Genomic DNA, 13,236 nt, shown 5'->3' with positions numbered 1-13,236 from the left:
TCCACCTATTACTCTTTAAAATTTGGGTTAGGGATAAAGAAGGTGATGCCAGAACTGGTTATCGGTATATATTTACTTGGCTTAGGTGGTGGTGATACAGGCCGAGGTGTATACGCTGACGCATGCGGACCAAACGTGATATTTTGCATAATTTTATAATCTGTACCAAATCCTTCATGAATATGGCCATCGACATAAAAGACAAATGGATACTGTGCGATAACATCATCTTTTACTAATTCGGTTTTGGATGTTGTCCAACGGTCTGTTTTACGACTAATACACTTACGAAATACTCTTCGTGAGCAATAAGTATTTGTATGGTGGGTAGTGGTCGTTTTCTCCCAACGCTCTTTTAGGCTTAACCCCTCCATCCATACTTTTGAGACTTGGCCAAAAACATCTTTTCTAACTTCTATTGAGCTGTGTTTATTATTCAAATCGCGAGATTTAATAACCAAACTATCACCAACGTTAATTCTTGATGGGGGAGATAGGGCTTTAAGGTATTGTTTTTCTATTTTTATAGTAGGGTAGTTTGATTCGTCAAGCCCTACATGATAACAATTTAAAAGAACTCTTTTATCCCACGTTAAAATATTAAATCCACCATCAAAATTTACAGAATTAGGATCATTTAAAAACTCCTGACTATTTGAATACATTGCTAGTATTTCATCGCACCAACTCGGTATACTTGGTGGAACTTTTCTTGAACTAACATCTGTAGCCGCCCAAAGATAATATCGCTCATTGTCAATAACGGGCGCATTAATCATCACATTACCCGTCCAAGACTCAAGGATTGATGAGACATTCCATAAGCGATTAGTCAGATTTAAATCCAAGATATTTTCTGAAGAAACAATAACTTGACCGCTTTCAACTGGAGAGAGTTTTAATTCTGACCCATGAATATTGGCTCGGTTCACTTCATACGGATTGATATTAATAAATTGTTCAGCTTCTAGCTTAATATTTTGCCCCAAGATAAATGCGGCTAAAGAACCGACAGGTTGTTTCTCCATATTAGAAGGGATTGTTGGAACAGCTAATTTCCCTCCAACTTCTTTTTCAGGAGCTGTATATCGATTGGCAGATCTTGCTCGATCATCTGATTTAGGAACCAACCGCCAAGGATATTGTGAACCGTTTGTAATGGTGTTGCTTGACTTTAGATGAATATCTTCACCAAGAATAATACCACCAAACTGGTTTACTAACTGATGCTCACCATTAATGTATATCTCACGGGTTGATTCAATATCACCTTCATTAATGAATCTATCTGAAGAGAATTTTACTTTACTCGCAACTATAACACCTTTGTTTTCTATTAGCTTAGTGCTAACTACATTTATCTCATTCGCTCTTATATTGTCATATAAGAATTTTTTTTGCTTATCTTGTGGTGAATAAAAATAAACGCTACCCGTTGAGTCTAGATCGAATCGGTTATTGACAATAACTTGATCTTTTAAAAGAATATCACCATTTGATTTCACTTTTATCGATTCAAGAGGCACAACACTTTGATCTCTATACCGACCTACATAGGTCCAAGCACCATTGACTAAGATTTGTCCATTGAGCGCTATCGTGGCTTTTGAATAAGTTGATTCAAGATGTAAATTGCCTACTGAAATTTTCGCTTTCGTCGTTAACTCGATGGAATTACCGTTCATTTCAGAATATGAGGCATCCGATCGGCGATCATCATATCGAAATAGATTATTTCCCACGATAATCTGCACATCTCCATTTGACACTTCTAAAGTTCCAGCACTATCAATTTCTTGAACTTCTTTATTAGCTCGTCTAGTCACTCGCCCTTTCATGTTTGTGGTTAAATGAGCATCAAGACGAAAAGTACCAGCTGCAATATCTAGCAAGCTACTTTCATTGGCTAAAAGGCCAGCACCAGAGACATCTATTTTACCTTTGGGGGATATTTGTATACTTTTGAGCTCATCATTGTAAAAATTTGCACTTCCTGTCGCTAATGTGACTCGCTCAGCATTAATAATCGAGCAGCCATTACAAGTAATGCCTTGTGGGGCTAACAAGACGAGATCTGCCGCACGTCCTTCTATTCGGATCTGCTTAATATTTGCGCTCTGTTTATCATCAAGAATTAAGACTATTGTCTTAGCAGGCGCATCTGATAACTTAGGGTTAACTAAATAATTATTAGCTAATACGATTATTTTCCCTCTGCTATTCAATTCCTTGAAATGGTTTATTGATAGTCCATAGTCATTTGCCTTAGCAATTTTGACTAAATACTGATTAGCACTTTCAATTACGGAGGGGCTATTAGCATTTGATGTGGAAGATTCAGTTTTGACGTTGGCAAAAGTAGCAGCAACAGGCATCAGCAAGACAATTAATATACTAATGTCAATCGCTTTAAGCCTAATGACTGAGCAGGTCTTAGTAATAAAGTTCATTATTATTCGCTATAAGATTAGTTTATACAGATTGTTAGATAGCTACCGCCCTTCGTATAAAACGAATAGAAGCATTTGATATCTCTGGGCTATGTTTTGGCCAATCAATATACACAGGATAAATTCATTTTCAATCGATAATTATTATCATATTGATGACGCTCACCATCACCTATTTAATTAAACAATGCCTTAATTAGATTTTAAAAATATAAAAGCCAAGTAAATCTACTTGGCTTTTATACATTGCTAACAGCTTAATCACGATGATCGACGGCGGCGCCAAACACCAAGCCCCAATAGGCCAAGCAGTGCGCCTAAACCTAATGACCCACCGTAGATGTTAAGCTCCAGTACCGCGGGGTCATGATCTGAGGCGCGGAATTGATCCTTGTATTTCGGCAGGTTGCCTTTGAACTCATCGTTGTAGTCAAACAAGGTCGATTCTGCACCGTTAATGTGCCAATCGGTCGCATCCACGACTTTGTGTTTGAGGCTTGGACTGACTAACAGATGATCCAACGCGCCGACTTCATCATTAAATGAGTAGCTCCAACTGTCTGGATGTTTCATTGCAACTGCGTTGAGATAACCGTAGCTGTGTTTTATTTCTGCGCCTGCATCTCCAAACTGCTCCACACCGGCAATGTAAGTATTGCGTGCGGCGCGAATGGTTTTGCCGTATTTCTCTGGTGTGTAGTCCGTCAGCACCAGCATAGGATCTTCCATGCCGTACGAGTTCATATCACCGAGAATCACTTTATGCCCATCGATTTTCGCCAGCGCATCACCCAACGCTACCGCGGCGGCGACGCGGAAGTTTTCACATGCGCCTTGGTAATCGAGATCTTTGCCTGCTTGTCCGCCTTGCTCAACGGGCGCGGCATCTTCCCAACACGCTGATCCTTTCGATTTGAAGTGATTCACCGCGACAGTGATTTTTTCGTTGCCACCTTTGACTTTAAAGGTTGGGGCAAGCGTATCACGCTGATAGTTTTTACCATCTTCAATCACTTTACCGTTGGCATCTACCACCTCTGGTGCTTGCTGACTTGGCATTGGGATGACGCGATTTTGCGCCAGCTTCACCACTTTATCGCGATAGATAACACCTGTGGTGATCACATCAGTACCCAGTGAATCGGCAGCATCGGTTTTGCCATCACCATTCGAATCAATAGCCACAAAGCGGTAGTGTTTTTTCTTATCCGCGATTTGGCTATTGATCTGATTCACCAATTGCGCAATCGCCGAACCTTCACCAAAGCCGTTGTTCTCAATTTCCATCAAACCCACGATATCGGCATCCAAACGGACAATCGCATTCACAATCTTGGCTTGCTGCACTTCAAATTCAGCCAGATTGTTGGCGCCACGGTTATCCCCATGTTGGTTAGCATCACCACCAAACGGCGAGTTGAAGTAGTTAAGTACGTTGAACGTGGCAATGCGCAGATCGCCTTCATCCAGGTCTGGCTTGGCTTGACGCGGCGCGTTATGCACCAAATTTTCTGCCGAGATGGTGTTGGTCACAATCAGGCGATATTCGTTATAGCTGTAGCTCACAACCCCTTCGAGGCCTGAAACCGTATCATCAATTCGGATATAGTCTTCGGTTGAACCATCTTGATCGACATCGGTGCGGCCAAATGTAGGGTAATATGGAATTTGCCCATCTGGTGCTTTGGCATCCGATTCCACAAACAAGCGGCGCTGCACGTTATCCAGCTTCTGTTGCGAAGCTTGCTCTGAGCCGGCAGGATGCTGCTGGTTTGGATGCATATTGATGCGACCTTGCGCCAGTACCATGTTGTTACGGCGCGAAGCATAGTCATAACCAAAGGTGCGAGTCACACGCATATCCAGCTCAGGTGTCGTTTTTACCAACATACCTTCGTAACGCTCTAGCGTCTGCGCAAAGTTTTCATCCGAAGGCAAGATCTCGATGGCTTGCGCTTGTGGCGCAGCTTGCTGGCCTTGTTTCACCCATTGATTGTTTTCTACTTTTAGCTGCGTCAGGTTGTAATACTCTTGAACTTTGCCCTTCACGCACACCACATCGCCCGGTGCTAAGTCCGAACTGCTTTGGTTGGTAAACACGAACAAACCTTCCGAGGTGTTCGGGTTGTAGTCATCTTCCAGCGCTTGCAGATAGAAGCCTTTAGTCAGTCCTGTCGTTACTGCACTCACCACACCTTTGACAAAGAAATCCTCATTGGTGATGTAGGGATAACCTTGGATATAGGGAGAAGTACTGCCTTCACCTTGAATTTGTTGGATAGTAGTAAAGCTTGGTTCAGCACCATCTAGCGTACAATTGAACGCACTCGGTAGCGTGGCGACGTCCAGTGCGCCAAGCCCATCAATATTGTCTTTGCCTTGGGTCGCCCAATCGGAAGCTTGGTAAGTAGCGCTTGGGGTGAGTTTTGTTCTGGCGAGCGTATTGTCTTTCGCAAAATCTGCGCCGCCCATACTGCCGACCACATCATGCACTGTGCCATCGCTATTGAGCAGCGCAATCGGATCATTGCCATTAAAGTTAACCACTGTGTTGTTGGTCATATCGGCGATTGCCAGTATCGCACTATTTGAGCTGCCGTGGGCAATCACCAGCACATCGCGCGCCGCAATCACTTGTCCATCGAGCGGTAAAGTTTTATCCCAAGTGCCGCTGCCGTTGGTCGACATCGCCAGTTGATAGCCATTCAGGCTCACCGTTTGATCGGACGTGTTGGCAATTTCAATCGCTTTATTGAAGCTGCTGCCTTCAACGTATTGGGAAATCAGTAGGTCAGCGTAGCTTGGTGCCACTAAGCCAAAACTAATTGCTAAAGCTAACGTTGAACGCGTTAAATTCGGGGTTGTTCTCATTTCCATGATGTACCTTCTCCTCCCTATTTGCGATTAACAGACAAAACAGGGTGTATTGAACCAGTGTTGCGCTAAAAAAAAACGACTTTACGCGATGAGTGTTACTGTTTTTCATGCAACACAAAAACATTCAGCACTGATATCGAGATATTCATCTCATCAATAGAGCAAATACTTGAATGCATAGCAAAGTTTCAACATGCGGGGTAAATAGCCAGCGCGGCGAATGAGCCGCTCTGGGAGGATAAGGAAGTCATAACTGCCATGGCGTCGATTTATTCGGTTTGCGTTATCGACAAGAAGCGATCAAAAACCGCTTGCGCATGTCCGCTGGACTGGGCTTGTAAAATGTACTCATTGAGGCCGTTTAAGAGTGGCATCGCGTTCGGTAGGCTACGCCGAACCTGCACATGGTACTCTTTCTCTTTACCTAAAACGTGATGTTGAATCGGTCTATCTAACTGATAGAGCCCTAACATGATCCCGCCATAAATTGGTTCAATTTCACTCACGAACCAATCACAACGCTCTTTTTGCAGCATATTTAAGGCTTGCTGGACGGAATTGAGTGTCAGTGAAGGCTCTCGTGGTAATGCGAAATTTTGGTAGTTAAAACCATTGATCCCACACAGCACATCGCTGTCGGTAGCCAGATTCAAAGCCTTACTGTTTTCCGGCAAGGTGAAATAGCCTAACTGGATCGTATAGAGCGGTACCGAAAAATAGCTGTATTCCGCCCTTTCGGCACGATAACTGGCATCCCAGGTTAAGTCACAGCGGCCTGTTGCTTGAGTTAATTCATGCTGAACCCGAGCCCATGGCATGAAATGCAGTTGGTATTCTATCTCTTGTTTTTTCAGTGCTTCGAGCACCAAGGTCGTGGCTGAACCCGTCAATGAATCTGCCTTTTCTTGTGCAGAGCTGCCTTGCCAATAGGTAAACGGCGGCCAGACATTAACGTCCCCAACGCAGACACGTAAGGGGTTGGCTAGCGCTCCATGCGCCATCCCGACTAGCATCAACAGCAAGATGAATCTCATGGCTAACACTCTTTTAAATTTCGGTGTTTTAAGTGTAGCCGTATGAAACGCAGATGGGAGAATTCCTCAAATACTTTCGCTCTGTGCAAACCTATCTCGCCTGAAAAAATAAAGCTAGGAAACCCTAGCTTTATTCACTGTGACTTGATTGTGCTCGCTTTGGCTTAAGGTCGCGCCACAAAACCAACCGCCGCATAGACTTTTTTCAGCGTTTGCAGCGCTTTTGCCGAGGCTTTTTCTGCGCCATCACGCATTACACTGTTCAGGTATTCGCGATCGTTACGGATGCGTTGGTATTCTGCTTGTACGGGTTCAAGCATGGCCACTACAGCCTCACCCACATCTTTCTTAAATGGGCCGTACATTTCAACGCCTGCGTACTGAGCTTCGATTTCGGCGAAGGTTTTACCTGTCGCCGCAGAATAGAGTCCCATCAGGTTCGCGATGCCCGCTTTGTTTTCAACATCGTAGGCGATACGCGGTGGGGTTTCCGCATCGGTCTGCGCCTTATTGATCTTCTTGATGATCGATTTTGGATCTTCCAACAAGGTGATCACGTTTTTGCGGTTATCGTCTGATTTGGACATTTTCTTAGTCGCATCTTGCAGACTCATTACCCGCGCATTCACGGTTGGGATGTAAGGCTCAGGAATGGTAAAAATCGGCTGCTCTGGGCTGTAGATATTGTTGAAACGGGTCGCGATATCGCGTGCCAATTCCAGATGTTGTTTCTGATCGCTGCCCACTGGCACTTGGTGCGCGCCATACAGCAGAATATCTGCAGCCATCAGTACCGGATAACCAAACAGACCAGCATTCACATCGTTGGCGTAACGTGCTGATTTGTCTTTAAACTGAGTCATGCGGCTCAGCTCACCCATCTGGGTGTAGCAGTTCAAAACCCAACCGAGTTGAGCATGCTCAGGTACGTGTGACTGAACAAATAGCGTGCTCTTTTTCGGATCAACGCCAACGGCGAGACAAATAGCCAAAGCGTCCAATGTCGCTTCATGCAGTGCTTTTGGATCTTGGCGAACCGTAATTGCATGCAAATCCACAACACAGTACTGGCAGTCATAATCATCTTGCATCTGTTGCCATTGACGTAGAGCACCCAAGTAGTTACCGATACTTAGTTCACCTGACGGTTGAACACCACTCAATACAATGGGTTTGCTCATGGGTTTGATTTCCTTGTGACTGAAATTGAAATTACACAAAACAAAGGGAGAAAAACCGCGCACGGAATCGGCGCGGTTCAAGCAGTGTACTCATTAACGAGTATTTTACTAGTGCGAACGGCAACTTTTACGCCGAAACGAGCACCACTTCAAGCAGCGTGCCAATGTCATCGGAGACGAAGTCTGGCTCCGCATTGGCAATCGGTTCGCCGTGGTTATAACCGTAGGTTAAACCGAAGGAATAACACCCAGCATTTTTTGCCGCCAGAATGTCGTTTTTCGAATCCCCGACCATCAACATTTGCTCAGCACTTAGCTGATGCTTCTCTAATAACCAATTCAGCGCCATCGGATCCGGCTTTTTATTCGGGAAGGTATCGCCGCCAATCACATCACTGAAAAAATGCGCGATGCCGTGTTGCTCTAGAACATCTGGCACAAATTTAGAAGGCTTATTGGTCACGAGCGCCAGAATAAAGCCCGCTTGGTGCAGCTCTAAAAGCGTGGTTTTAACATTAGGGTACAGGTGGCTCAGCTTGTGCCCCGTTTGTTCATAAAACTCATCAAACAGGTGACGCGCTTGAGCACGTAGCTCTGGGCTTAATTCAGGATTGATCGTTAAGCTCTGGCTGAGTGCGCGCGCAATCAACACATCTGCACCATTACCGACATAATCACGCACCTGCGCTTCGCTCACCGCCGGATAGCCGACCGCACGCGCCGCTTGATCCGCCGCTACCGCTAAATCCGGCACGCTGTCGAGCAGCGTACCATCCAAATCAAAAGCAATTAATTTTATGGATTTCAAAACACGATCCTAAATCAGATTAAATTTTGGCTTTCGCCAGTTCAGCACGCATCTGCTCAATCACCGCTTGGTAATCAGGCTGACCAAAAATCGCCGAGCCTGCCACAAACATATCAGCACCCGCTTCCGCGATTTCTCGGATATTCTCCACTTTCACGCCACCATCAATTTCCAAACGAATTGGACGCCCGCTTTGCTTGATACGTTCACGCACCGCGCGCAGTTTATCTAAAGTATGTGGAATGAAAGATTGTCCGCCAAAGCCTGGGTTCACCGACATCAGCAAAATCAAATCGACTTTATCCATGATGTAATCGAGATGGTGCAGAGGTGTCGCTGGATTCAGTACCACACCCGCCTGACAGCCGCACTCTTTGATGAGTTGTAAAGTACGGTCAACGTGCTCTGAGGCTTCAACGTGGAAAGTGATCATGGAGGCACCAGCTTTGGCAAAGTCCGGAATGATGCGATCAACCGGTTTCACCATCAAATGCACATCAATCGGTGCCGTAATGCCGTAATCGCGCAGGGCTTTGCAAATCGGTGCGCCAAACGTCAGGTTCGGTACGTAGTGATTGTCCATCACATCGAAATGCACCACATCCGCTCCTGCGGCGAGCACTTTGGCAACATCTTCGCCCAGACGGGCAAAATCAGCGGAGAGAATGGATGGTGCAATGAGAAAATCTTTCATACCGACCTCGTTAGGAATTGAATGCAAGCTGAACACAATGTGGCCGCCATTCTACCTAAGCTGGTGACGAGATCCTAGCGCGTGACTTGAGGCAAGGAGAGGAAATCCACCATTCAGCCCACAAGATCACGCTTGCGATCAAAGATGAGGCGTGAAGAGTGCTAAAAGCTCATCCACTTTATTGCGCCCAGCACCATTACGACTGATGGTACGGTTAGCTTTGACCACATTGAGCTGCGCCCCGCGATACAAACGGCGAGTATGGGTGGTATCGTGATTGGAAATCAGCACCGAAATTCCACGCTCTTTGGCGGTTTTCTCGGCGATATCGGCTAACGCCGCTTGATCGTCTAAGGTAAAACCATTGCCCGCATAAGAGGTAAAATTGGCCGTAGTCGACAGCGGTGCGTAAGGTGGATCGCAATAAATCACGCTATCGCTTTGCGCGCGAGCGAAGGTTTCGCCATACGACGCGCAAATAAAGGTGGCACGCTGTGCTTTTTCAGCAAAAAACTCTAACTCTTGCTCAGGGAAATAAGGCTTTTTGTACGAGCCAAACGGCACATTAAAGCCCCCTTTTTTGTTATAACGACATAGGCCGTTAAACCCAAAGCGGTTCATATACAAAAACGCTAACGAGCGAAACATCGCATCGTCACTCTGGTTAAACTGCTTACGAATATCGAGGTAGACTTCTTTGCGGTTATTTTCGGGCACAAACCAACGCTTAGCTTCGTGAATGTAAACTTGAGGTTCGGTTTTGAGCAGATTGTAGAAATTGATCAGATCTGGATTGATGTCCGCCAGCAGATAGCGTTCAAAATCCGTATTCAGGAAGACCGAGCCTGCGCCAACGAAAGGCTCAACAAGCTCACGAGCTTCTGGTAGATGGCGTTGAATATCCTCGACTAGGCTATATTTACCCCCAGCCCATTTCAGAAAGGCGCGCTGCTTTTTCATCTACTGCTCTAATCGTTGGCCACAAAATAAGGCTGCGGAATGTAACATATTTTTCAGCGAAGCTCAGGTTTATTTCTTACGCTCGATTTCTCGCTGAACTTGGCTAAGTGATTTAGCCCAAGGACCTAACGCTTGTAGCGAAGCAGAGAGTTTTTCTGAGGCATCACGCGCCATTTGGATGGTGGGATAGTTGCCCATAGTGACAATAAACCACTCGACATCGTTACGCAGAGTTGGGTAAACGTAGACTTTCCCTTGTAGTTTGTGCTCATTAATAAAGCCTTGCACATCTTGCAGAGAATTCATCGCCGCCAACTGCAATGTGTAGCTGCGTGGTGACATGGCCTTCAGCTCATCTCGCGCAAAAGAGAAACTCACCGATTTAAGCTGAGCATTCTGCACTTGTGTTTGCTGTAAAGTTTGCGTTTTCAGCTCAGTCGCCGCTTGAGTTGACTCCACTAAGTTGTTGATGTCTGAAGTATCAGCGGTTTCGGCTTTGCCTTGCAGCAAGGCATCCACCACATCAGAGTTAATCACGACGCGCTTACCGTCATCGGCAATACCGACACTGGCTGTGGTATCCACCACATCCGGTGGCAAAGCGGAGGTATCATCATCGGCACCAAAGTCATCGCCTTCAGCACCAAACATGCCATCGCCATTCGCGCTTGAGGTGCCCTCTTGAGCTAGAGGGTTTGCTTCGGAGTTGAGTTCGGCGACCTCGCCTTCAAGCAGGCTACCCTCTTGTGGAACAGGCTTAGACAGCAGCCACCAATAGCCGCCGCCCAGTAACAACAAGAGAAGTAATACGACCAAGGCAATATTAAACGGAGAGCCAATAATCGAGCGGATGACCACTCGTTTTTCATTTTTCGTTTCCGCCAACGCCATAATTTCCCCCGGTAACGGATTGATCTTCTTATAAGCATTAAGCACTTTACGCTCAACTTGTGGATCAACATAGCGCATGACGCGATTTTCGAATAAACGATCTGCTTCATCTTCGGAGAGCATCTCAATTTCTAAATCGACAGGCTTATGTTCTTGTCCATAACTTAAACGCGTTAATAACGCATCCAGACCATTGTCTTGAGCAAACAGCACCACATTGACGTTCCAGCGTGGATTGGTTTGTGCTTCAAGTACCAACATCCACAATTCGGAAACCAAAGACTCAGAGAGTAAATGGGCATCATCGACCACAATCACGATATCGCAATTTTGGTCTTCAAATAGACGCGCGAAGCTTTCCGCTAAGGCGTCTTTGGGATTGTAAAGTGGTTCAGAAAACAGCTGTGACAACATCGTCACGCGGCGCTGCTCGTCATTTTGGTTAGGATGGCACATGAGCAAAGATTGGTTTTTATCTTGCGCCCAACTGCCTAAAAATCGTTGCGCGAGCCACGATTTTCCCGCCCCTTGGCGACCACAAACATTCACCAAGTTAGAACCAAAACGGGTCAGCAGTTGCAGCCGTTCAAGTAACTCAGTTTGCGATTCTAAATCCAGTTCATGTGCCAAGCTCATTGGGCCATCCTAATGACAATTTCTGATATCAAAATGTTCTGCAAGTCTCTCGATTACACCGTGCGACAATACTCGATCGCTTGTGCTATCACGGCTTCAGGTACCCCTTTTACGACCGCTGATGTGCCGATACTGGTCGGTAACACCAAACGCAGTTCCCCTGCCAATACTTTTTTATCGCGCATCATATGCTGCATGAAATCGGCAAAGGTCATATTCTCTGGGGTTCGCACAGGTAAGTGCGCTTTTTTCAGTATAGCTAGGATACGTTCAAATTGAGATGCATCGATAAGACCTTGTAATTGAGCGGTTTTCGCCGCCATTACTGTACCCGCAGATACGGCTTCACCGTGCAGCCAATTGCCATAGCCCATGTGTGCCTCAATCGCATGGCCGAAGGTGTGACCAAGGTTGAGTAACGCACGAATGCCCGACTCTTTCTCATCTTGCGCGACCACCTCGGCTTTGATTTGGCAGCAGCGTGCAATTGCGTAAGTGAGCGCTTGTTCGTCCAATGCGTACAAAGCGTCCATCTGTGCTTCTAGCCAGTCAAAGAAAGGTTGGTCGTAAATGATGCCATACTTGATGACTTCTGCCATACCAGCCGCAAATTCACGCGTGGGCAACGTGGTCAAGCATTGAGTATCAATCACTACCGCCTTGGGCTGATAAAAGGCACCAATCATGTTTTTACCGAGCGGATGGTTGACCGCGGTTTTCCCACCGACCGAAGAATCCACCTGCGACAGAAGTGTGGTCGGCATTTGAATAAAATCAACGCCACGCTGATAACAAGCTGCCGCGAAGCCGACCAGATCACCAATCACTCCCCCACCTAAAGCAATGACAACCACATCACGGCTATAGTTATGCTCAAGCAAAAAGCTCATCACAGTATTGAACGTTTCGAGAGTTTTGTACTGTTCGCCATCGGGCAGTTCTAGCAAAGCATGCTGACAACCGATGTGATCGAGTAATGAAACTATCGCAGGCGCATAAAGCGGAGCGACAGTGTGATTGGTAACAATCACTACTTTCTGCTTAGCAGATAGGGAAAGAAGAGCCGGATTGGCAAACAATCCGGCACCGATTGAGATTGGGTAGCTACGTTCACCTAAATTGACCGTAATCCGCTCCATGGTTTTGCACTCCAATTCGAAGAAACATTACATTATGTGTTCTTCTAGCATTTTTACGATCTGATTGGCTACCACTTTTGCACTCTGATCGTCAGTGCGTACTGTGATGTCCGCAATCTCTTCGTAGAGAGGATTACGATCATCAGCCAATTGCTCTAACACTTCACGCGGGCAATCCGTTTGCAGCAGTGGGCGCTTTTTATCGCGATTGGTACGTGCTAATTGTTTTTCAATTGTCGTTTCGAGGTATACAACGATACCGCGAGCAGACAGTCGGTTGCGGTTCTCTTTACTAATTACTGAGCCACCACCGGTCGCTAGTACGATACCCTGTTGCTCGGTTAGATCATTAATAACGGCCTCTTCGCGCTTGCGGAAGCCTTCTTCACCTTCAACATCAAACACCCATGCGATATCCGCTCCGGTACGTTCTTCGATAACCGTATCAGAGTCGATAAACTCCATGTGCAGTTGTTGAGCTAGGTGTCTACCAATTGTGCTTTTGCCAGCGCCCATCGGGCCAACAAGGAAAATATTGCGTTTTTCAGCCATGTTCAGCAGTAATT

General features: G+C 46.0%; 10 protein-coding genes. All 10 read right to left on the bottom strand.

The window, feature by feature from the left end; translation table 11 throughout:
* Positions 1-8 precede the first annotated feature (8 nt).
* The 10 genes from R4537_RS06860 to aroK all read right to left on the bottom strand — a co-directional run bounded on the left by R4537_RS06860 (position 9) and on the right by aroK (position 13,222).
* Positions 9-2,450 (bottom strand): two-partner secretion domain-containing protein, encoded by a 2,442-nt coding sequence (locus tag R4537_RS06860; RefSeq protein ID WP_071179293.1) that lies wholly within the window; start codon positions 2,448-2,450, stop codon positions 9-11.
* A 261-nt stretch (positions 2,451-2,711) separates the two neighbouring features.
* Positions 2,712-5,327 carry a GlyGly-anchored extracellular endonuclease Xds gene (gene xds, locus R4537_RS06855; RefSeq protein ID WP_071179294.1) on the bottom strand — a complete coding sequence of 872 codons (2,616 nt, stop codon included), beginning with the start codon at positions 5,325-5,327 and terminating at the stop codon, positions 2,712-2,714.
* Between the two features lie 269 nt (positions 5,328-5,596).
* A complete protein-coding gene (locus tag R4537_RS06850; protein ID WP_071179295.1) occupies positions 5,597-6,361 on the bottom strand; it encodes a substrate-binding periplasmic protein in 765 nt (254 codons plus the stop codon).
* A 164-nt stretch (positions 6,362-6,525) separates the two neighbouring features.
* Positions 6,526-7,542 (bottom strand): tryptophan--tRNA ligase, encoded by a 1,017-nt coding sequence (gene trpS, locus R4537_RS06845; protein ID WP_000042609.1) that lies wholly within the window; start codon positions 7,540-7,542, stop codon positions 6,526-6,528.
* A 127-nt stretch (positions 7,543-7,669) separates the two neighbouring features.
* Positions 7,670-8,350: a phosphoglycolate phosphatase gene (locus R4537_RS06840; protein ID WP_000835873.1), complete on the bottom strand. Its 681-nt coding sequence runs from the start codon at positions 8,348-8,350 to the stop codon at positions 7,670-7,672.
* A 19-nt stretch (positions 8,351-8,369) separates the two neighbouring features.
* Complete coding sequence (gene rpe, locus R4537_RS06835; RefSeq protein ID WP_000651337.1) at positions 8,370-9,044, bottom strand: ribulose-phosphate 3-epimerase; 675 nt, start codon at positions 9,042-9,044, stop codon at positions 8,370-8,372.
* A gap of 138 nt (positions 9,045-9,182) precedes the next feature.
* Positions 9,183-10,004 carry a Dam family site-specific DNA-(adenine-N6)-methyltransferase gene (locus R4537_RS06830; protein WP_071179296.1) on the bottom strand — a complete coding sequence of 274 codons (822 nt, stop codon included), beginning with the start codon at positions 10,002-10,004 and terminating at the stop codon, positions 9,183-9,185.
* Between the two features lie 69 nt (positions 10,005-10,073).
* Positions 10,074-11,531, bottom strand: coding sequence for an AAA family ATPase (locus tag R4537_RS06825; protein ID WP_071179297.1), 1,458 nt, complete (start codon positions 11,529-11,531; stop codon positions 10,074-10,076).
* 53 nt (positions 11,532-11,584) lie between these two features.
* Positions 11,585-12,670, bottom strand: a complete 1,086-nt coding sequence (gene aroB / locus R4537_RS06820) for a 3-dehydroquinate synthase (RefSeq protein ID WP_000439813.1) — start codon at positions 12,668-12,670, stop codon at positions 11,585-11,587.
* Between the two features lie 27 nt (positions 12,671-12,697).
* Positions 12,698-13,222 (bottom strand): shikimate kinase AroK, encoded by a 525-nt coding sequence (gene aroK / locus R4537_RS06815; RefSeq protein ID WP_000818615.1) that lies wholly within the window; start codon positions 13,220-13,222, stop codon positions 12,698-12,700.
* Positions 13,223-13,236: the final 14 nt, after the last annotated feature.

The sequence above is a fragment of the Vibrio paracholerae genome (assembly GCF_037672085.1).
GTDB classification, from domain to species: domain Bacteria; phylum Pseudomonadota; class Gammaproteobacteria; order Enterobacterales; family Vibrionaceae; genus Vibrio; species Vibrio cholerae.
Note: the sequence above shows the minus strand (reverse complement) of the source record. Positions and strands in the feature narration are given on the sequence as shown.